17 protein-coding genes are annotated in these 20,140 nt (G+C 64.3%); 5 read left to right on the forward strand and 12 right to left on the reverse strand.

Annotated features, from left to right (window positions below; all coding sequences use genetic code 11):
• Window position 1: 1 nt before the first annotated feature.
• The 3 genes from XH96_RS20515 to XH96_RS39190 are packed head-to-tail and all read right to left on the reverse strand — an operon-like array spanning window position 2 to window position 3,578.
• A complete protein-coding gene (locus tag XH96_RS20515; protein ID WP_194387407.1) occupies window positions 2–781 on the reverse strand; it encodes an ABC transporter ATP-binding protein in 780 nt (259 codons plus the stop codon).
• A complete protein-coding gene (locus XH96_RS20520; RefSeq protein ID WP_194387408.1) occupies window positions 778–1,836 on the reverse strand; it encodes an iron ABC transporter permease in 1,059 nt (352 codons plus the stop codon). The genes XH96_RS20515 and XH96_RS20520 overlap by 4 nt, the downstream gene beginning before the upstream one ends.
• On the reverse strand, window positions 1,836–3,578 hold the full coding sequence (locus XH96_RS39190) for an ABC transporter substrate-binding protein (protein ID WP_246789691.1): 1,743 nt from the start codon (window positions 3,576–3,578) through the stop codon (window positions 1,836–1,838). Before XH96_RS39190 ends, XH96_RS20520 begins: the two co-directional genes overlap by 1 nt.
• On the opposite strand from XH96_RS39190, the gene XH96_RS20530 reads away from it, so the two are divergent.
• Window positions 3,577–5,628, forward strand: a complete 2,052-nt coding sequence (locus tag XH96_RS20530; protein WP_246789692.1) for a TonB-dependent receptor — start codon at window positions 3,577–3,579, stop codon at window positions 5,626–5,628. The two genes, XH96_RS39190 and XH96_RS20530, sit on opposite strands and share 2 nt — an antisense overlap.
• Window positions 5,629–5,634: 6 nt before the next feature.
• On the opposite strand, the gene queC is transcribed toward XH96_RS20530, so the two are convergent.
• Complete coding sequence (gene queC, locus XH96_RS20535) at window positions 5,635–6,348, reverse strand: 7-cyano-7-deazaguanine synthase QueC (protein ID WP_194387411.1); 714 nt, start codon at window positions 6,346–6,348, stop codon at window positions 5,635–5,637.
• A gap of 126 nt (window positions 6,349–6,474) precedes the next feature.
• On the opposite strand from queC, the gene mazG reads away from it, so the two are divergent.
• Complete coding sequence (gene mazG, locus XH96_RS20540) at window positions 6,475–7,329, forward strand: nucleoside triphosphate pyrophosphohydrolase (RefSeq protein ID WP_194387412.1); 855 nt, start codon at window positions 6,475–6,477, stop codon at window positions 7,327–7,329.
• Between the two features lie 38 nt (window positions 7,330–7,367).
• Here the strand turns inward: mazG and hflX are convergent, their stop codons facing one another.
• The 4 genes from hflX to XH96_RS20560 form a co-directional block, all read right to left on the reverse strand.
• Window positions 7,368–8,747, reverse strand: a complete 1,380-nt coding sequence (hflX, locus tag XH96_RS20545; protein WP_194387413.1) for a GTPase HflX — start codon at window positions 8,745–8,747, stop codon at window positions 7,368–7,370.
• An 11-nt stretch (window positions 8,748–8,758) separates the two neighbouring features.
• The gene (gene hfq / locus XH96_RS20550; protein WP_007591126.1) at window positions 8,759–9,007 is read right to left on the reverse strand and encodes an RNA chaperone Hfq; all 249 of its coding nucleotides are present in this window, start codon (window positions 9,005–9,007) and stop codon (window positions 8,759–8,761) included.
• Window positions 9,008–9,309: 302 nt separating this feature from the next.
• Entirely contained in the window at window positions 9,310–10,680 is a 1,371-nt protein-coding gene (locus tag XH96_RS20555) for a sigma-54 dependent transcriptional regulator (RefSeq protein WP_131868639.1), read from the reverse strand.
• A gap of 17 nt (window positions 10,681–10,697) precedes the next feature.
• A complete protein-coding gene (locus tag XH96_RS20560) occupies window positions 10,698–13,100 on the reverse strand; it encodes a PAS domain-containing sensor histidine kinase (protein WP_194387414.1) in 2,403 nt (800 codons plus the stop codon).
• A gap of 173 nt (window positions 13,101–13,273) precedes the next feature.
• On the opposite strand from XH96_RS20560, the gene XH96_RS20565 reads away from it, so the two are divergent.
• Window positions 13,274–13,420: a hypothetical protein gene (locus XH96_RS20565; RefSeq protein WP_194387415.1), complete on the forward strand. Its 147-nt coding sequence runs from the start codon at window positions 13,274–13,276 to the stop codon at window positions 13,418–13,420.
• Between the two features lie 168 nt (window positions 13,421–13,588).
• Here the strand turns inward: XH96_RS20565 and ntrC are convergent, their stop codons facing one another.
• The 3 genes from ntrC to dusB are packed head-to-tail and all read right to left on the reverse strand — an operon-like array spanning window position 13,589 to window position 17,214.
• Complete coding sequence (ntrC, locus tag XH96_RS20570) at window positions 13,589–15,031, reverse strand: nitrogen regulation protein NR(I) (RefSeq protein WP_025036261.1); 1,443 nt, start codon at window positions 15,029–15,031, stop codon at window positions 13,589–13,591.
• Between the two features lie 9 nt (window positions 15,032–15,040).
• Window positions 15,041–16,216, reverse strand: coding sequence for a nitrogen regulation protein NR(II) (locus XH96_RS20575; protein WP_194387416.1), 1,176 nt, complete (start codon window positions 16,214–16,216; stop codon window positions 15,041–15,043).
• Window positions 16,213–17,214, reverse strand: a complete 1,002-nt coding sequence (gene dusB / locus XH96_RS20580) for a tRNA dihydrouridine synthase DusB (protein ID WP_194394200.1) — start codon at window positions 17,212–17,214, stop codon at window positions 16,213–16,215. The genes XH96_RS20575 and dusB overlap by 4 nt, the downstream gene beginning before the upstream one ends.
• Window positions 17,215–17,492: 278 nt before the next feature.
• On the opposite strand from dusB, the gene XH96_RS20585 reads away from it, so the two are divergent.
• Complete coding sequence (locus tag XH96_RS20585) at window positions 17,493–18,689, forward strand: bifunctional 2-C-methyl-D-erythritol 4-phosphate cytidylyltransferase/2-C-methyl-D-erythritol 2,4-cyclodiphosphate synthase (protein WP_194387417.1); 1,197 nt, start codon at window positions 17,493–17,495, stop codon at window positions 18,687–18,689.
• A 3-nt stretch (window positions 18,690–18,692) separates the two neighbouring features.
• On the forward strand, window positions 18,693–19,301 hold the full coding sequence (locus tag XH96_RS20590; protein ID WP_194387418.1) for a CinA family protein: 609 nt from the start codon (window positions 18,693–18,695) through the stop codon (window positions 19,299–19,301).
• Between the two features lie 22 nt (window positions 19,302–19,323).
• On the opposite strand, the gene XH96_RS20595 is transcribed toward XH96_RS20590, so the two are convergent.
• Window positions 19,324–20,100, reverse strand: a complete 777-nt coding sequence (locus XH96_RS20595) for a mechanosensitive ion channel family protein (RefSeq protein WP_194387419.1) — start codon at window positions 20,098–20,100, stop codon at window positions 19,324–19,326.
• Window positions 20,101–20,140 lie beyond the last annotated feature (40 nt).

Raw genomic sequence — 20,140 nt, forward strand, 5'->3', positions numbered from 1 at the left:
CTCAGGGGACCAGAGGCTGATCCGGAGCCTTGCTCCGCAAGCCGTGCAACGGCACGATCGCCGAGGCCGTCTCCTCGTCCACATGAACATCCACGCGGCGCACCGGCACGCCATACATCCGAGCGAGATTGCCTTCGGTCAGCACCTCCCCGGTCGGACCGCAGACGTGAGTGCCGTTCCGCTGCATCAGCAAGGTCGTATCGGCGATACCGATTGCATGGTCCGGATGATGCGTCGTGAACAACACGGTGAGGCCCAAGGAGCTTGCGAGGCGCAGGAGCAGGCGAAGAACAACGCCCTGATTGGCCATGTCGAGCGTCGAGGCTGGCTCATCCAGCACGAGGACCCTGCAGTCGCTGGCCAGAGCGCGGGCCAGCAGGACGAGCTGCCGCTGCCCGCCGCTCAGCCGGTCGTAACGCTGCTCCGCGAGAGCCACCAGACCGACCTCCTCGAGCGACTCATATGCGCGTTCCCTGTCCTTGCGGCCCGGCGAACTGAACCTGCCGAGATAGCGGCTTCGTCCCATCAGAACCATATCGGCGGCACTGTAGGACTGATCGGCCGTCAATGCCTGCGGCACGAAACCCACATGGCCGTCGATGTCGATGATTCCTTCCTTGAGGGTCAATGTCCGGCTGATCGCGCGCAGCAAGGTTGTCTTGCCGCAGCCATTTGGCCCGAGGATTGCGGCGATCCGGGCCGAAGGAAAGGTGACGGACAGCTCGCGAAAGAGCCAGTGCTGGGATCCGTACCTGTGGCCTGCATTCTCGATGCGGATCATGCTGCGCCGCTCCTGGTGGTGCGCCGGAGGAGCAGCGCGAAGATCGGAGTGCCGATGAGCGCCGTGATGATCCCGACCGGAATCTCGGCCGGCGTGAGCGACCGCGCCAGCGTGTCCGCTGCAACCAGGAAGATGGCGCCCAGGAATGTCGAGACCGGCAGCAGCTGGCGGTTGTCCGCGCCTACGATCATGCGCGCAAGGTTGGGAATGATGAGACCGACCCAGCCGATCGTTCCGCTGACTGCAACTTGAGACGAGATCGCAAGACAGGCCGCGGCCAGAAGGATCAACCGATCGCGCCCCGGATTGACGCCCAGGGTTCGAGCTTCTTCATCTCCGAGCGAAAGAACGTTGACCCGCCACCTCATCCCGATGAGTACGGCGGCTGCGACCGCGGTGCAGACCGCAATCAAACCGCAGTGCAGCCACGTCGAAGGCGCGAAGCTGCCCAGCAGCCAGAACACGATGACCTGCAATGTCGTCTCGGGATCGGCCAGATAGGTCACAAGTCCGACCAGAGCGGTGCAGAACGCGCTGACGACCACGCCCGCAAGCACGAGCGTGAGGATGGGCGAGAGATTGTCACTGCGATGGAGCGCAAGCACGGCGACGAGCGCCAAGGCGGCACCTCCAAAAGCACCGATCTGGACGAGTGGCCCGAACCCGACCAGGAAGATGACGATGACGCCGCCGAGGGCAGCACCGGAGGAGGCTCCGATTGTCTGCGGGCCAACCAGCGGATTGCGGAAGATCGCCTGAAGCACTGCGCCACACAGAGACAGGCCTGCGCCTGCGATAGCGGCGGCGAGCACGCGCGGCAGCCTCACCGTTTCGACGACGACGGCTTCCGTGGTGGTCCACGTCGCTTTCACTGCGACCAGGTGCGACACGATGATCGACAGGACGGTGCCGAACGGGATTTGATACCGTCCCGATGCGATCGCCCACAAAAGGACGAGGATAAGGCCCGCTGCGAGCGCAAAATAAAGCAGGGCAAAGGATCTTTCACTCCGCGAGGGAAGACTCGCCGCCGATCCGGAGATAGCGCTTCCCATCAATGAGCCCGATAAGCTTCATAGCCGGCCGACCCGGCGTTGTCCTTGAGAAACAGGATCCCGTCTATCTCCTCATCCGTTGGACTGTAATTATAGAGAAAGCCGAACCAGCTCTTCACCGAGGTGCGAATGCTCTCCTGAGCACGTTCGGGATGCAGCAGACCGGCCAGCCAGAGCCAACCAAGTGCCGATTCGTGGCTCGGCGGATCCCAGCGATACCCCCCGAGAGGAACGCGGTACACGCGTCGAGCCTGAACGGCCTCGATGCCCTGCCAGCGCGGATCGCGATACAGATCCGACGGCATCGCCGGATCGAAATTTCCAAGCAGGATGACTTGCGGATTCCACGCGAGGATTTGCTCAATGGTGATGGTGCTGACCGAAGCGGTGCCGACCGCGTTCTGTCCGCCCGCCAGCTCAATGGCGAAATCCTGCGCCGTTCCTTTGCCGCTGACGCGCAGCATGTTCGTGACTCGATTGAAGTACAGCACGCGTGGTCGCTGCGTCGACGATAGATCGGCAAACCGCGACGTCAGCGACTGACGAGTCTCTTCCTGCTTTCGGAGCAATTCGCTCGCTCGGTCTTCCCTGCCCGCGATCTTACCCATCAACTTCACGTAGTCGACGTAGTTCTCGAACGAACCGACACGCATGCCGACGACGGGAATCCCGGTCCGGTCCAACGGCCCGATGATCTCGTTGTTGTTGGCCCATTGGAAAATCGCATCCGGCCGCAATGCGAGGATTGCCTCTACATTCGGAGCGAAATTGGAGGCATCTCCACCGGTCGTTATCGCCGTCTGGATCTGCCTGAGGCCAGGAAACAGCTTGCCGAAAATGCCATCCTGCATCGCGCGTGCGGCGTATTCGTTCATTCCGACGATCTTCCTGTCGCTCCCATCGATCGTCACGAAGGTCGATGGTGCCGGGATCGGAATGATGACCAGGCGTTCCGGCAGTCGGCTGAACGAGAGCTTGCGGTTGCGCTGGTCGGTCAGATCGATCGCGTTCGCAGCACTGAGCTCGCCGAAAGCGATCACAAGGATCGTGGCCAAGCCTAGTGCTGATCTTCCCCAATGCAACAGCGGCAGCATGAAATGCAAGAACCTCGTCGGCGCTGGGATTATCGACCCGGCGCTGCTGACCCGGCTACATAGTCCAATGGAAGGAAGATTCAAAAGCAAAATGCTCGTCGTGTGCCGCAGGTGTGGCTGTCCGAAATTAGAATCGATCGAAGGACGATGTGTCGTTCGATCGCGACGACGAGTTGTTGAATTTCGTGCGTCAAACGCTTGATTGATGAGCAGAGCATCCAGCGCAATTTGAATTGCTCGAAACTGGACTTCCGAAGATGGCACAAGAGATTGTCGCAAGATAAGACGCCTGAGGCTGGCTGAATGCTGAGGGATATCGTCGATGTTTTCGAGAACGATCGTTTCTGACTTTGGGAGAAATTCGCTTTTTTCGTCGACGTGGAGATTGAGTGTGGGGCTTGCTTGCGTGGCGGCCACGGCATCGAGCGTAGTCGCGGAAGCCCAGACGGCGGGTAGTTCATCACAACAATCAGTGCTGCCGACGGTGACGGTCGAGGCCGGAAAACAGTCGAAGCCTCGTCGCACGGCACGGCAGAATGAAGCGCGCGCGGCGCGACAAACGCAGTCGCAGGCTGTGCAGCCGGCACGAGGCCCGCAAACCGCGCAAACGGCTCCTGAAGGCACGAACAGCGATTCCCTGAAGCCCATGGGCGGCAGGCTGCCGCAAGCAGGAATTCCTCATCTTGCGGAGCAGAGCATCACGGTTGTTGACCGCGCCCAGATCGAGGCGACGTCGCCAACCGGCCTTCTCGATATTCTTGCTTCGGTCCCGGGCGTCTCGATCGCCCGCTCCGGTGGTATCGGCGGTCAGATCTACTTGCGAGGGTTCTCTTCGAACAGTTTCCGCTCGCCGATGTTCATCGACGGCGATCGCTTCCGCGGCCGCAATACACTGCAGCTCAATTATCTCGCGCCTGACGAGGTCGAGCGCGTCGAAGTGATCCGCGGTCCAGGCTCCGTCGTCTATGGCAGCGAGGCATTGACCGGACTGGTCAACGTCGTGACCCGCTCGTACACCGGTGATACGTCGGGGCCGTTCCGGTTTACGGGCGGCGGCTGGTCGGCTGGCTACGGCAGTGCCGCCAACTCGTTCAGCACCTATGATTGGGTGAAGGGCGCCGGACAAGGCTTCGATTTCATCGGCGGCTTTGCCGGACGATGGGGTGGCGACTATCAGACTTCGCTCGGAACGGTGCCGAACAGCGACTACCAGAGCGTTGGCGGCAACATCAAGCTCGGCTACACGCCCGACATCGGCCAGAGGCTCGAGCTTTCGCTGCGCTCCTACAGCGAGGTCGATGGGCGCGCCGGCGGCGTCGGCGGAGCGCCGGGCGCGCCGTATCTCCAGGTCCGGCAGGACCCCAATCAGGTGCATTCGGCGCGCATCGCCTATACCGGCGAACTCGACGGCCTGGTGAAGCACGTCGAGAGCTCCTTCTACGTCAACTATTTCGACACGAAGCTCTCGACGATCAACAACACCATCAACGCCGCGGGCATCACCACCCGAACCGTCAAATCCACCAGCCACGTCATAGGTCCCCTGGTGGTCGGCGGGCGCTCGCTGGCCGAGATTCCCTGGCTCAGTCCCTGGGGTGTAACGAAAACCACGGTCGGCCTCGACGGCTTCCGGGAAGCGCGGCCGGGCAGCGAATTGACGTCCGAGACCATCACCCGCAATGGGACGACGGGGATCGTGACGAGCGATGTGTTTTCGCCTTACACCAAGCAAGGCCCGGACACGACGCAATCCAACATCGGCACGTTCGTCCTGCATGAATGGAAGCCGGTCCAGCCGCTGACGCTCTCCGCTGGGGGCCGTTTCGACTGGTTCAACACGACCACCGACACCTCGCCGCTCGCATCCACCATTCCTGCAAATGTCAGAGCATTGTATGCGAGCAAGACCAACATGGATCAAACGGCTCCGACCGGAAGCCTTGGGTTCGTCTACGCCGTCCTGCCGAGCGTCGACTTGCTCGGCAACGTGGCGACCTCATTCCGTCAGCCGACGAACTCCGAGCTGTTTGCCGTGACGGCCACTCAGCTTCCCAATCCGGACCTGAAGCCGGAAACCGGCGTAACGTACGAAGGAGGCGCACGCTTTCATACGACCAATGCAGAGCTCAAGGTCACGGCGTTCGATACACACTACGAGAATTTCCTCCAAACGGTCGCAGTGACGCTCAACGGTGTCGGCGGATACACCCAGTCTCGGAACGTCGGCAAGGCCGAGGTGACCGGCGTCGAACTGGAGGCGCGCTGGCAGATGACGCCGTCTGTCAACCTGTTCACGAACTTCACCCAGTTGCGCGGTACCAACACGCTGACCGGAACGCCGCTGCCTTTTCTCGCCCCCTATCGCGGACGGGTGGGAATCCAATATGCGGACCCGGATGGTGCCTACTCGATCCTCGGCGTGATCGATTGGGCCGCCAGCAAGACCCGGATCGATCCGGCGCAGGAATATACGACCTCGGGCTACGCCATTCCCAAGCTCTATGCGACGCTTCAGCTCGGCAAGCTGGTATCGCCGCAACTCGGCGACACCAAGCTGATCCTCGGCTTGGAGAACATCTTCAACACAGCCTATGTCGATGCATCGACATTCGTGAATCGCTCATATCCGCGAAGCTTCACAAATCCCCTGGTGGAGACCGGCCGCAACATCTCGGTGAAAGTGCAGCACACCTTCTAGCCGGCATCATCTGCCCGCCGCGAACTCCTGCCACCCCTTCGCCCGCAGGCTGCACGCCGGGCACTCGCCGCAGCCATAGCCCCACTCGTGCTGCGCGCCGCGTTCGCCGAGATAGCAGGTGTGGGAGTGCTCGCGGATGAGATCGACGAGGCCGTCGCCGCCGAGGTCATGCGCGAGCTGCCAGGTCGCGGCCTTGTCGATCCACATCAAGGGGGTATGCAGCTCGAACTTTCTGGCCATGCCGAGTGAGAGCGCGGCCTGCATGGCGCGGATGGTCTCGTCGCGGCAATCGGGATAGCCGGAATAGTCGGTCTCGCACATGCCGCCGACGATGTGGCTGATCCCGCGTCGATAGGCCAGCGCTGCGGCGAAGGTCAGGAAGATGAGGTTACGGCCGGGCACGAACGTATTGGGCAGCCCGTCCGCACCCATCGCGATCGCGACGTCGCGCGTCAGGGCCGTTTCGGACACGGCCGCCAGCGTCGGGATCGACAGCGTGTGGCTCTCGCCGAGCCTTGCGGCCCAATCCGCGCTCAGCCCCTTGATGCCGTCGAACAACCGCTCGCGGCAGGCGAGCTCGATGGCATGGCGCTGGCCGTAGTCGAACCCCAGCGTCTCCACGCGGGCAAAGCGGCTGAGCGCCCAGGCCAGGCAGGTGGTGGAATCCTGGCCGCCGGAGAACAGCACCAGTGCGGTCTCGGATGAAAATGCGTCACTCATGGCCCGCGCTTTAGCATTGCGCGACCTACTCGCCAATCGGTGGAAATCGGCCTGTTCCGCCGTACCGGGCTGGGAACGCCGGCCCGGTTTTGGCATAAGGTTGCGGACCCAGGAGACTGCCCCGCAATGACCCCTTCCCGCGAGATTTCCCGCCTGATCGAGATCATGGCGGCGCTGCGCACGCCGGTCACCGGCTGCCCCTGGGACCTCGAGCAGGATTTTGCGACGATCGCGCCCTACACGATCGAGGAAGCCTATGAGGTGGTCGACGCCATCGCCCGCGGCGATCTCGACGATCTGCGCGAGGAGCTCGGCGATCTCCTGCTCCAGGTCGTGTACCACGCCCAGATGGCTTCGGAGCAGAAGGCGTTCGATTTTGGTGACGTCGTCGAAGCCATCACCCGCAAGATGATCCGCCGCCATCCCCATGTCTTCGCCGACAAGGACGGCAATCTCGCCTCCTCGCATGTCAAGGAGGTTTGGGATCGCATCAAAGCCGAGGAGAAAGCCGAACGCGCCGCACGCCGGCCGCCGGAAGAAGCGCCGTCGCACCAATCGCTGCTGTCGGGCGTGAAGGCCGGCCAGCCCGCGCTGACGCGGGCGATAGAGCTGCAGCGCAAGGCCTCCACCGTCGGCTTCGACTGGAACGACCCGCGCGCGGTCTTGCAGAAGATCCGCGAGGAAGCCGACGAGATCGAGGCGGCATTGGACCGCGACGACAAGCAGGAGATTGCGGAAGAGACCGGCGACCTGATGTTCGCCCTCGTCAACCTCGCCCGCCATGTCGACGCCGATCCGGAAAGCGCACTCCGCGTGACCAATGCGAAATTCGAGCGGCGCTTCGCCTATATCGAGCGGATGCTGGAGGCGCAGGGTCGAAGCCTCGAACAGGCGTCGCTGGCGGAGATGGACGCGCTGTGGAATGCGGCGAAGGGTAAGGAGAAGCTAGCCTCAGAGGGAGGCAAGGACGTGCGCCGCTAGCTCCGCTGTCGTCCCGGCGTTCGCCGGGACGACACCGGCTATGTGGCGTGATGCGGCACGGCGTCGAACCTGTTCACCACGATGTCCCGCTTGGTCGCGTCCACCCGTACGGTCATGTCGAAGCGGCCGTCGTGCAGCTCCTTCGACAGGACCTCGGCATTGCGGTGCAGCCAGCTGATGCCGGCACCGTCCGAGGCGTCGACGGAGAGATCGAGCGTGGTGCGTTTGGCGGCGAGGCGTTCCTCGATCGCGGCGAGCAGTGCATCGACTCCCTCGCCTGTCACGGCTGAAACCAGCATCGCCGGATGATCCTCCGGCCTGCGCGCGGCGATGTTCAGAAGCTCTTCGCGTTGCTCGGCATTGTACCGATCGATCTTGTTCCAGACTTCGATAATGCGGCCACTATCATCGGGGTTGATGCCGAGCTGACGCAGAACGGCATCGACGTCGCTCTGCTGCGCCTCAGCGTCTTCATGCGAGATGTCGCGGACATGCAGGATGACGTCGGCCTCCAGCACCTCCTCCAGCGTGGCGCGGAAGGCGGCGACGAGCTGGGTCGGCAGGTTGGAGATGAAGCCGACGGTGTCGGACAGCATCGCCTTGCCGCCATGCGGCAGGTTGAGCGCGCGCAAGGTGGGGTCGAGCGTCGCAAACAGCATGTCGGCCGCCTGCACGTCGGCGCGGGTCAGGCGGTTGAACAGCGTCGATTTGCCGGCATTGGTGTAGCCGACCAGCGCGACGACGCGATACGGTACGCGCTGGCGGCCGGCGCGATGCAGACGCCGTGTCGCCTGCACCTTTTTCAGCTCGCTCTCGAGCTTGGAGATGCGCTCCTGAATCAGGCGGCGGTCCGCCTCGATCTGCGTCTCGCCAGGACCGCCCATGAAGCCGAAACCGCCGCGCTGGCGTTCGAGATGGGTCCATGAGCGCACCAGGCGCGAGCGCTGGTAGTTGAGATGCGCCAGCTCGACCTGGAGCGAGCCCTCCCTGGTCTTGGCGCGGCGGCCGAAGATTTCCAGAATGAGCCCGGTCCGATCGAGCACCTTGGCGTGCAGCTCCTTTTCGAGATTGCGCTGCTGGATCGGCGCCAGCGCGCAATCCATCACCACGAGCTCGACATCGAGGCTCTTGACCAGACCGGCGATCTCCTCGACCTTGCCCTTGCCGATGTAGGTCGCTGGCCGGATCTCGCCGATCGGCGCGATGATGGCGTCGGCAACGACGAGATCGATCGCACGCGCGAGGCCCGTGGCTTCATCAAGCCGGGCCTCGGCGTCGCGTTGGACGTGTCTTTCCGATTGCGTGTCGGCACTGCCGGCGCGCACTCGCAAATAGGGGCCGATGACCAGCACCCGCCCCGTATTGGCCCCTGCCGACCGCGGACGGTCGGCATCCCCGTCGAAACTCCGGGGTTCCAATCAAATCACTCTCAAGCCGGCTGATCCTCGCCGCCTTCGAACAACTGGATGGGTGCGCCCGGCATGATGGTCGAGATCGCATGCTTGTAGACCAGCTGCGAGTGACCGTCGCGCCGCAGCAGCAAACAGAAATTGTCGAACCAGGTCACGATGCCCTGGAGCTTCACTCCGTTGACCAGAAAGATCGTCAGTGGCGTCTTGGTTTTGCGAACGTGATTAAGGAATGTGTCCTGTAGGTTTTGTGCGCGGTCTGCCGCCATTGTTTTTTTCTCGCTTTGAGTTTCTTTTTATTGCGCCGGTTGCGGCCCTCTTGTGACGTTCGGGGCCTCTCCCAGTTGCTGTCCCTCATGAGATCCCCCTCGGAAGGAACAGCGGTTCGATTAGAGGACAGGTCGGGATATTAGGCAAGCCGCTTCACGCGGCAGGCCACGCCCTATTGTCCCGGAAAACTACGGAAATCGATGATCTTACTCGCCTACTCCTGACGCCTGGCCGCGGGCTAGATTGTTGTTTTGACGCGTTTTCTTGACGCGAACCGGTCTCCACTCCGCTCGAAATCGCACTAGCCGACGCCGAGCGCTTTCAGCTTCCGATGCAGCGCCGAGCGTTCCATGCCAACGAACTCGGCCGTACGGGAAATATTTCCTGAAAAACGGCTGATCTGCGCAATTAGATAGTCGCGCTCGAACACTTCGCGCGCCTCACGCAGCGGCAAGCCCATGATGTGCTCGCCATTGTTGCTGGTCGGCATCGCCGGCACCATCGAGCCGACGTCCTGCGGCAACATGTCGGCCGTGATGATGACCTCCGGCCCCCCTGCCGCGAGAATCATCACCCTCTCGACGTTGTTGCGGAGCTGACGCACATTGCCGGGCCAAACATGGGATTGCAGCACCGCCATCGCGTCCTGCCCGATCTGGCGCTTGGGAAGGCCGCTGCCGGCGGAAATCTGCTCCATGAAATAGTCGATCAATTCCGGAATGTCCTCGCGCCGCTCCGACAGCGCGGGCACGCGGATCGGCACCACCGAGAGCCGGTGATAGAGGTCCTCGCGGAAACGGCCGGCCGCGATCTCCTCCTCCAGGTTGCGCGCGGTCGAGGAGATGATGCGCACGTCGACCTGCACCCTGGCGGTACCGCCGACGCGCTGGAACGACTGCTCCACCAGCACGCGCAAAATCTTGTTCTGGGTCTCGCGCGGCATGTCGGCGATCTCGTCGATGAACAACGTGCCGCCATGGGCTTCCTCGAGCGCACCAGGCTTGCGCGGCTGCTCGCCATTGGACTGCTCGATGCCGAACAGCTCGTGCTCCATGCGCTCGGGCGTGATCGCCGCCGCGTTGATCACCACGAAGGGACCGTCGGCGCGGCCCGAGGCCGTATGCAGCGTGCGAGCGGTCAATTCCTTGCCGGCGCCGGCGGGGCCGACGATCAGGATGCGGCTGTTGGCCTTCGCCGCACGCTCGATGGTCTGACGCAGCTGGTTCATGCTGGGCGAGCGGCCGACGAGCTGGCTCGCGCTCGGCGCGAGCTGCTTCAGCTCCTTGACCTCGCGCTTGAGTCGCGAGTTCTCCAGCGCTCTGGTCGCGACTAGGATCAGCCGGTCAGCCTTGAACGGCTTCTCGATGAAATCGTAGGCGCCGCGCTTGATCGCGGCGACCGCGGTCTCGATGTTGCCGTGGCCGGAGATCATCACGACCGGCAGATCAGCATTGTCCTTCTTGACCTGCTCCAGCAGCTGCAAGCCGTCGAGCTTGGAGCCTTGCAGCCAGATGTCGAGAAACACGAGATGCGGCCGCCGATTGGCAATCTCGGCGAGCGCCGTATCGCTGTCGCGTGCGGTCCGGGTCACGAACCCCTCGTCTTCGAGAATGCCCGCAACGAGATCCCGAATATCGGCCTCATCATCGACAATCAGAATTTCACTTGCCATGGATCGCGCCTGTGTTGTCAGCTGCCCGTTGAGGCTTCGATTTTCGTTGATTCATTGGTCTTTTCAGCCGGCTCTTTGGTTCCGGCAGGCGGCTCTTTTGTTTCCAGCTCGCTGCTGGATTTGTTCACGGATTCCGTGACCGCTGCCTTGTTTTCCGGCTTGGTTGCCTCGTTGGGCGCCGGCTCGGCGCCCCCGGATTTCGCGGGTTGCCCCGAGATCGCAAAGCGCATCCGCATCCAGGCGCCGCGCTGGCCTTCGCGGAAGTCGGAGGCGTCCTTCAGCTCGATCCGCCCGCCATGGTCCTCCAGCACGCGGCCGACGATGGCCAGCCCCAGGCCCGTGCCCTTGGCACGCGTGGTGACGTACGGCTCGAGCAGGCGCGAGCGCGCGACCTTCGGCAGGCCGATACCGTTGTCGATGACGTCGATCAGCACGTCGTCGCCCTCGCGCGACACCACGACGTCGATTCGGCCTTTGCCGAGCTCCTCGGGAGGAACCTGCTCGATTGCCTCGGTGGCGTTCTTGATGATGTTGGTGACCGCCTGGGAGATCAGCCGCCGGTCGAACTGGGCGCGGAGCGGATCGTCCTTGAACTCGGCCTCGATATCGATTTCGGGATGGGCGACCTTCATCAGGAACACCGCCTGCCGCACCGTGTCGGCGACGTCCTCGCCTTCCATGACCGGTTTGGGCATCCGCGCAAAGCGCGAGAACTCGTCGACCATGCGCCTGATGTCGTCGACCTGGCGCACGATGGTGTCGGTGCACTGGTCGAAGATCTGCTTGTCCTTGACCTCGGTGATGGACTTGCCGAACTTGCGGCGGATGCGCTCGGCGGAGAGCTGGATCGGCGTCAACGGATTCTTGATCTCGTGGGCGATGCGGCGCGCCACGTCGCCCCAGGCCGAGGTCCGTTGTGCCGAGACGAGTTCGGTGATGTCGTCGAGCGTGATGATGTAGCTGTCGTGCGGCTGGTTCTTCTCGGCGCTGACGCGGACCGACAGATTGCGCTCGGCACCGTCCCGGGTGATGGTGATCTGGCCCTGCACCAGGCGCTGGGTCCCCTCCCGCGCCGTCTTCATCATCTCGTCGAGCTCGGGCAGCACGTCCGAGAGCGGATGGCCCAGCGTCTCCGCTTCTGAGTGCCCGATCAGCTTCTCGGCCGAGCGGTTGAGGATGCCGACGCTGCCGGAAGCATCGACGCCGATGATGCCGGCGCTCGCCGAGGACAGCACGGCCTCGATGAAGCGGCGGCGGCTGTCGATGAGGTCGCTGGCATTGACCAGTTCGTCGCGCTGGCTGCGCAATTCCTGCGTCATCTTGTTGAAAGTCTCGCCCAGCTGGGCGAGATCGCCTTCCGACTGATGCACGGGCACCTTCACATGGAGGTCGCCGGTCGAGACCGTTTGCGCCGCGTTCATCAGCCGCCGGATCGGTGAGACGAGCGAGTTGGCGAAGTTGAGGCCGATCAGCACCGACGCCATCAGAATGGTCAGCGCGATCACCGCGAACATCAGCGCGAAGGCGACCTGGATGCCGAGGCGGCGTGACTCGATCTGGGCGTATTCGGCGACGCTGACTTCGGTCTGCTTGAGCTGATTGACGACGTTCGGATCGAGCGGACGGGCGACATAGAGGAAGGTGTCGTTGAAGGCGCGCAGGCGGATCACCGCGGCAACGAAGCTCGCGTCCGGCAGGACCGCGATCTCGGGTTCGTTCTCGTTGACGTTGCTCAGGAAGTCCGGCGCGGGCGGCGAATAAGCCAGCCGCATGCCGGTGTCAGCGGATTCCAGGATATTGGTGTTCTTGTCGATGATCATCGCGCCCGGCAAATTGCGCGAGGCGGCGCTCGCCGTCAGCATCTCCCGGAACGAGCGGCGATCCTGGTCGTAGAGCGGCCTTGCGTGCGCGATATCGTTGGCCATGCCTAGAATGTCGCCGCGGATCAGCTGCGCGTGGTCCTGCATATAGGCGCGCGCGATCGTCAGCGAGTTCTGGATCACCTCCCTGGTCGGGCCGGAGAACAACCGGTCGAGGCCGCGCTCGATGGTGACGTTGGCAACGACGGAGACGAGCACCGCCGGCAGCACCGCCACGATCGAGAACAGGCTGACGATCTGGACATGGAGGCGCGCCGCCGCCCTTCCCCGCCGCCGCGCCAGGATCAGCTGCCAGAGTTCCCTGACGATGATCCCCACCAGGAGCAGGATCGTCGCAGCGTTAATCAGGTAGAACGAGCGGACGACCTCGGGCGTCGGATCGATCCTGGTCAGGCCGGTCAGGACCAGGAAGGTCAGGAGGGCCGACAGCAGCGCCAGCGCGACGGCAAAGGGTGCCAGCCAGCGTCGCACCGACCAACGCCGGGGCTCCTCCGCTGGGGCCGTGTCAAAGTGTGCGGCCGAGGTATCTGCGCTGGTCATTCCGGCAATGGTGGTGATGAAAACGGGTCCGCGACGGGCGGATACTGATGTATTCGTACCACATTGTTGCCGAATTGCGACAATTCCGCGGCGTGACGCCCACGGCAGACCGGCGAAATCCACAGGCAGGCTAACCAGCGGGAACGGATTCCCGCCGCTGCGGCTTGTCCGAGATGGACAGGTTCTTTCTCGCGATCATGATTTCTGCCGTTCTGCTGCTGATCGTCGCCGCCGATCTGCTGGTCAACGGTCCCGGCCTGCAGGAGCCGATGGCGCACGTCGCGCGCGTCCTGCCGCCCACAGGTGCAATCATCAGGTGAATGTGTTCGCCGCCACCGGTGGCGGAAGGTCCCATTCTTGTGTGACCGCGGAACATTTCTGCCCGCTCCGACTTCTGCTCACCGCGTCAGCCACAACGGCCAGCGCGATCCGGACAGGCTCAGCTCCACCATGGTAGGGGGAGCTGAGCCACCGTCCGCTTCGAGAGACTAGCCCCCGCTCCGATAGACCTGGATGTCGAGATCCCGGATCTTCTTGCGCAACGTGTTGCGGTTGAGGCCGAGCAGGTCGGCGGCGCGGATCTGGTTGCCGCGAGTGGCGGCCAGCGCGGCCGTGAGCAGCGGCACCTCGATCTCCTTGAGAATGCGGTGATAGAGGCCGGGCGGCGGCACGCCGTTCGGAAAGCCCTGGAAGTGCGAGGATAGATACGCTTCCACGGCGCCGCCGAGATTATCGACGCCCTGCTGGACCGCGGCGCCCGGGCTGACCGAGGGCGGCGCCAGCTCGCCGTCGATGACGGAGGCCGTGATCACGTCCTGCGGATAGAGCGCGGCAAGGCGCCGGGCGAGATTTTCCAGCTCGCGCACGTTGCCGGGCCAGCGGTGCTGCTTCAGCCGCTCCAGCGCCAGCGTGTCGAGCTTCTTCGGCGGCAACCCATCCTTCTCGGCCAGCGTGAAGAAGTGCCGCACCAGATCCGGCAGATCCTCGATGCGCTCGCGCAAGGGCGGCAGCCGCAGCGGCACGACGTTGAGGCGGAAGAACAGATCTTCCCGGAACAGGCCCTGCTGGATCAGGACCCGCAGATCCTTGTTGGAGGCCGCGACGATGCGCACGTCGGTCTTGATCGGCGTGCGGCCGCCGACGGTGGTGTATTCGCCCTGCTGCAACACGCGCAGCAGGCGGGTCTGCGCCTCCATCGGCATGTCGCCGATCTCATCCAGAAACAGCGTGCCGCCCTCGGCCTGCTCGAACCGGCCGGAGGCGCGAGTGTTGGCGCCGGTGAAGGCCCCGCGCTCGTGCCCGAACAATTCGGACTCGATGAGATCGCGCGGGATCGCCGCCATGTTGACCGCGACGAAGGGGCCGTTGCGGCGCTTGCCGTAATCGTGCAGCGCCCGCGCCACCAGTTCCTTGCCGGTGCCGGACTCACCCGTGATCATCACAGTGAGGTCGGTCTGCATCAGGCGCGCCAGCACGCGGTAGATTTCCTGCATCGCCGGCGAGCGGCCGACCAGCGGGATCGCCTCCATCTCGGCATCTTCGTCCGGCGTCGAGGTCCGCTCCTTCGGCTCGGCGAGCGCGCGACCGACGATGGCGATCAGCTCCTTGAGATCGAAGGGCTTCGGCAGATATTCGTAGGCCCCGCGCTCGGAAGCGCGGATCGCCGTCATGAACGTGTTCTGCGCGCTCATGACGATGACGGGCAGATTCGGCCGCATCTTCTTGATCCGCGGCAGCAGGTCGAAAGCGTTCTCGTCCGGCATCACCACGTCGGTGATGACGAGGTCGCCCTCGCCCTGGCTGACCCAGCGCCACAGCGTTGCGGCATTGCCGGTCAGCCGCACCTCGTAACCGGCGCGGGACAGTGCCTGATTGAGAACGGTGCGGATGGCGGTATCGTCATCGGCTACGAGAATGCTACCTGCGGGCATCGTTGATCCTCATTTTGCCCCCTGTGACGCAGGCGACGAATTTCCGGCAGAGCCGTCGCGACTGCTTTGATCGGCATGTTTCACCGATGTGGAATACATCGGCATCAGCACGCGGAAGGTGGTCTTGCGCGGCTGAGATTCGCATTCGATGATGCCCCCGTGATCGCCGACGATCTTGGCGACCAGCGCCAGGCCGAGACCCGAGCCGGTCTGCTTGGTGGTCACGAAGGGATCGAACAGGTTGGGCAGAAGATCGTCCGGCACGCCTGGCCCGTTGTCCTTCACGCAGAATTCCAGCGGCAGGGATACCCTGGATTTTTGACCGGGGACTGACAGGCGCACGCCGGGGCGGAACGCGGTGGTGAGCTGGATCTCGGCGTCGGGAACGTCGATCAGGGCTTCGGCGGCGTTCTTCACGAGGTTGAGGAACACCTGAATCAGTTGATCCTGGTTCGCCAGCACCGGCGGCAGCGAGGGATCGTAGTCCTCGACGAAGCGGATGTTGCGGGCAAAGCCCGACTGCGCCAGCCGCTTCACGTGGTCGAGCACCGAATGGATGTTGACGGGGCCGCGCACCACGGGACGCTCGTCGCCGAACACCTCCATGCGGTCGACCAGCGTCACGATGCGGTCGGCCTCGTCGCAGATCAGCCGCGTCAGCATGCGGTCCTCGGACGAGGCCTGCTGTTCCAGAAGCTGCGCGGCGCCGCGGATGCCGGACAGCGGATTCTTGATCTCGTGCGCCAGCATCGCGGCGAGCGCGATCACCGAGCGCGCGGCGCTGCGATGGGTGAGCTGGCGGTCCATCTTGTCGGCAATGCTGCGCTCCTGGAGCATCACCACGATGTGGCCCGGCCGCTCCGTGAGAGGAGCCACGTGCAGATCGACCTGGCGATCGCCGCCCATGCGCGGCGTGCCGAGATCGACCTTGTATTCGTTGACCGGCGAATTCGACGAGCGCACCTGGTCGATCAGCGCCAGCAAGGGGCTGCCGAACGGCACCAGCTCCTTCAACGACTGCCGCTTCAGGAACTGCGTCGAGATCTCGAAGAAGGCTTCGGTTGCGATATTGGCGGCGACGATCTTGCCATCCGGCCCGATCATGAGCACGGGATTGGGCAAGGCGTCCAGGATCGCGTCGCTGTCGGACTGAAGCGGCCGACGATGTTCAGCGGCTGAGCTCATGCAGCAGCGCTCCATGCGAAGTCGTCGAAGGCGTCTTGTAGTGAATTGTGAACGAGGCGCGGATCCTCCGAGACCAGGATCTTTTGGCGCCAGGATTTCAGCTTCTCCGCCGGCGCACGGCTCACCTGCGCCGCGACGTCGAGTGCCCAGCTCAGATGCTTGCGGGCATGCCTCAGTCCGACGCGCAGGCCATAGAGCGCGCAGACGCCATCATAGAGCGTGCGGACATAATGCAGCTGCGTTTCGAGCGAGGGCATCGCTTCCTCGGCCCCGCCCTGCAGGCGGCGGCCGATCTGGCCGGGCAGCCAGGGCTGGCCCTGCGCACCACGGCCGATCATCACGGCATCGGCGCCCGAGGCCTCCAATGCTGCGAGCGCCTTCTCGTACGACGTAATGTCGCCGTTGACGACGAGCGGAATGGAGATGGCCTCGCGTACGGCGCGGATCGCGCCCCAATCGGCCTCGCCCTTGTAGAACTGGCAGCGGGTGCGCCCATGGACGGTGACGAGCCGGACTCCTGCGGCTTCCGCGCGCCGCGCCAGCTCCGGCGCGTTGCGCGTGCGGTCGTCCCAGCCGAGCCGCATCTTCAGCGTCACCGGCACCTTCACCGCCGCGATCGTCGCGTCGATCAGGCTGACGGCATGGTCGAGGTCGCGCATCAAGGCCGAGCCGGACTGGCCGCCGGTGACGTGGCGGGCCGGACAGCCCATGTTGATGTCGATGATATCGGCACCTTCAGCTTCGGCGATCCGGGCGCCTTCGGCCATCCAGTGCGTCTCGCAGCCGGCGAGCTGGACCACATGCGGGCCGATGCCTGTGGCTTCGCAGCGCAACCGGGACATCCGGTGGCCATTGGCGAGCTCATCGCTCGCGGTCATTTCGGACACGACCAGACCCGCTCCAAGCTCGGCGGCCAGCCGACGGACGGGCGAGTCAGTCACACCCGACATCGGTGCCAGGAAGACCGGGGTGGCGATATCAATATCGCCTATTTTCAACGGCTTAGAGCCGGATACTGCCGAGCCGGTCACAGGGGTCTCGTTGACTGTGCAGGGCCTCATCGCGCCTGCCATGATCTATCTTGCGCACAATTCTTGTGCAGTCAAGCGTCATGCCTACAGTTTAGACAGTTCTGCAAATCTTTCAAGTGCAGTGCAGCAAAATGCTGTTTCCCACAATCCGGGGAAACCCCCTTTTTTTGCGGGCCTGCCGTGCTAGAGGCATGCCGGCAATCCCCTCCCCGACTCCTTAATGAGCAACTGAGTAATTGAGTCCTATGGCGAAATCACAGCGCACCGCAGTCGTTCTCGTCGCAGCAGGGCGCGGACTGCGTGCGGGTGCCGGCGGGCCCAAGCAATATCGCGAGATTGGCGGTGCGCCGGTGATCTATCGCGCCATGGAGGCGTTCAGCCGCCACCCGGAGATATCGGCAGTGCAGCCGGTGGTAAACCCCGACGACAGCGCCATGTTCACCGCAGCGGTCGCAGGGCTGAGGCACGAGCCGCCGACCAATGGCGGCGCCACCCGTCAGGCTTCGGTGCTCGCCGGCCTCGAAGCGCTGGCGAAGCACAGGCCGGACATCGTGCTGATCCACGACGCCGCCCGCCCCTTCGTCTCGGCAGGCGTGATCTCGCGCGCGATCGAAGCGGCGGGCTGCACTGGCGCTGCGATCCCGGTCGTGCCCGTCACCGACACCATCAAGCTCACCGGTGAGGGCGGCAATGTCGAGGACACGCCGGACCGCGCGCGCCTCAGAATCGCGCAGACGCCGCAATCCTTTCGTTTCGACGTCATCCTCGAGGCGCATCGTCGCGCGGCGAAGGACGGTCGCTCTGATTTCACCGACGATGCCGCGATTGCCGAATGGGCGGGATTGACGGTCGCAACCTTTGAGGGCGATGTTGCCAACATGAAGCTCACCACTCCCGAGGATTTCGTGCGCGAGGAAGCGCGCCTGGCTGCCCTGCTCGGCGACATCAGGACCGGCACCGGCTACGACGTGCACGCCTTCGGCGAAGGCGACCATGTCATGATCTGCGGCGTGCGCGTGCCGCACACCAAGGGGTTCCTGGCCCATTCCGACGGCGATGTCGGCTTGCATGCGCTGGTCGACGCCATTCTCGGCGCGCTCGCCGACGGCGACATCGGCTCGCACTTCCCGCCGAGCGATGCGAAATGGAAGGGCGCCTCCTCCGACCAGTTCCTGAAATACGCCATCGAGCGCGTCGCCCAGCGCGGCGGCCGTGTCGCCAATCTCGAGGTGACGCTGATCTGCGAGCGGCCGAAGATCGGCCCCTTGCGCGACACCATGCGTGCGCGCATCGCCGAGATCTCCGGCGTCGACATCTCCCGCGTCGCAGTGAAGGCAACGACCAGCGAGCGCCTCGGCTTCACCGGGCGTGAGGAGGGCATCGCGGCCACCGCGAGCGCCACCATCCGCCTGCCGTTTAGCGACAAGACCTGGAGCGTCTAGGCCATGGGCGGCAGCGACGCACGCGCCCTCTCCCGCTCGCTGCTCGATCTGTGCCGGATGCGCAAGCTGACGATCGCGACTGCGGAATCCTGCACCGGCGGCTTGGTTGCCGGCGCACTGACCGACATCCCCGGCTCGTCTGACGTCATTGACCGCGGCTTCGTCACCTATTCCAACGACGCCAAGCGCGCGATGCTTGGCGTCGAAGCGAGCACGTTGACGAACTTCGGTGCGGTCAGCAAGGAGACCGCAACCGCAATGGCGATCGGCGCGCTGGAGCGCGCCGATGTCGATCTCGCCGTCGCCATCACCGGCATTGCCGGCCCCGGCGGCGCCACGCCCGGCAAGCCGGTCGGTCTCGTGCACTTCGCCGCCGCCGCGCGCGATGGCCGCATCATCCATCGCGAGCAGCGTTTTGGCGCGATCGGCCGCAGCGCCGTGCGCGCCCGCTCGGTGGTCGAGGCGCTGCGCATGCTGATGGAGCTCGCCCGCGGTCCGCAAGTCGCGGCCAAGCCGCAACGTGCCGCCGCAAGCCGCCTGCGCCCGCGGGTGACCCGCTCGCCGCGCCGGCATGCGGTGAAGCGCAGGCCGCCGCGTTCGCCGCGAGGCTGAAAGACCTGCGCCGCCGAAACGCCTACGCCGCGAGCAGCGCGCTGGCGTGGTCGAGCACGCACTGCCTGACCGCGTCCGCCTGTGACGGCTTGGCCTTCGCGCTGACCGTCAACTCCACGATCGGCGACGCCGGATTGGCGACATCGACCACTCTGGAGATGTTGACAGCAGGCGCAGCCTGATCGTCCATGCGGGAGTCATTGCGCAGCTCCGTCAGGATCCGATCGGCCAGCGCCGAAGCGGCACCGGCCGGGACCGGAAACGCCACTTTGACCTCGCCCGTGCCGGGATAGGCGCTGTGGTTGACGATCGCTGCACCCCACACCTGTCCGTTCGGCAGCAGGATTTGCGTGTTGTCGGCCGCGACGAGTTCGGTCATGAACAGCGACAGCGACCTCACCTTGCCCGCCTTGCCCGCGACCTCGACGTCGTCGCCGATGCGAAAGGGCCGGAACAACAGCAGCATCACGCCGGCAGCGAGATTGGAGAGCGTGCCCTGCAACGCCAGGCCGATGGCGAGAGATGTAGCGCCCAGCACGGCGACGAGGCTTGCGGTCTGGATGCCGAAGAGCTGCAGCACGGCGATGCCGACCACCGCGAGCACGCCATAGCGCGCAAGGCTACCCACGAACAACGTCACCAGCGGATCGACGCGATGCGTGACGCTCAGGACGCGCGTGACGAAACGCTGCATCGTGCCGGACAGGTACCAGCCGATGGCGAGCAGCAGGATCGCGTAGATCGCGTTCAGCCCATAGAGAACGAGCGAGGCTTTCAGCGTGTCGAAATTGACGGTCATGGCGGCTCCAACCAAGGCAATCGGTTAGAACTCGCTGTCG

This window comes from Bradyrhizobium sp. CCBAU 51765, assembly GCF_015291725.1.
Classification (GTDB): domain Bacteria; phylum Pseudomonadota; class Alphaproteobacteria; order Rhizobiales; family Xanthobacteraceae; genus Bradyrhizobium; species Bradyrhizobium liaoningense.

Excerpts from the sequence above, each read along its gene's own strand:
- XH96_RS20515 (WP_194387407.1), bottom strand. The coding sequence starts at position 781 with ATGATCCGCATCGAGAATGCAGGCCACAGGTACGGATCCCAGCACTGG.
- XH96_RS20520 (WP_194387408.1), bottom strand. The coding sequence starts at position 1,836 with ATGGGAAGCGCTATCTCCGGATCGGCGGCGAGTCTTCCCTCGCGGAGT.
- XH96_RS20530 (WP_246789692.1), top strand. The coding sequence starts at position 3,577 with ATGGGCGGCAGGCTGCCGCAAGCAGGAATTCCTCATCTTGCGGAGCAG.
- XH96_RS39190 (WP_246789691.1), bottom strand. The coding sequence starts at position 3,578 with ATGGGCTTCAGGGAATCGCTGTTCGTGCCTTCAGGAGCCGTTTGCGCG.
- queC (WP_194387411.1), bottom strand. The coding sequence starts at position 6,348 with ATGAGTGACGCATTTTCATCCGAGACCGCACTGGTGCTGTTCTCCGGC.
- mazG (WP_194387412.1), top strand. The coding sequence starts at position 6,475 with ATGACCCCTTCCCGCGAGATTTCCCGCCTGATCGAGATCATGGCGGCG.
- hfq (WP_007591126.1), bottom strand. The coding sequence starts at position 9,007 with ATGGCGGCAGACCGCGCACAAAACCTACAGGACACATTCCTTAATCAC.
- XH96_RS20555 (WP_131868639.1), bottom strand. The coding sequence starts at position 10,680 with ATGGCAAGTGAAATTCTGATTGTCGATGATGAGGCCGATATTCGGGAT.
- XH96_RS20560 (WP_194387414.1), bottom strand. The coding sequence starts at position 13,100 with ATGACCAGCGCAGATACCTCGGCCGCACACTTTGACACGGCCCCAGCG.
- XH96_RS20565 (WP_194387415.1), top strand. The coding sequence starts at position 13,274 with ATGGACAGGTTCTTTCTCGCGATCATGATTTCTGCCGTTCTGCTGCTG.
- ntrC (WP_025036261.1), bottom strand. The coding sequence starts at position 15,031 with ATGCCCGCAGGTAGCATTCTCGTAGCCGATGACGATACCGCCATCCGC.
- XH96_RS20575 (WP_194387416.1), bottom strand. The coding sequence starts at position 16,216 with ATGAGCTCAGCCGCTGAACATCGTCGGCCGCTTCAGTCCGACAGCGAC.
- XH96_RS20585 (WP_194387417.1), top strand. The coding sequence starts at position 17,493 with ATGGCGAAATCACAGCGCACCGCAGTCGTTCTCGTCGCAGCAGGGCGC.
- XH96_RS20590 (WP_194387418.1), top strand. The coding sequence starts at position 18,693 with ATGGGCGGCAGCGACGCACGCGCCCTCTCCCGCTCGCTGCTCGATCTG.
- XH96_RS20595 (WP_194387419.1), bottom strand. The coding sequence starts at position 20,100 with ATGACCGTCAATTTCGACACGCTGAAAGCCTCGCTCGTTCTCTATGGG.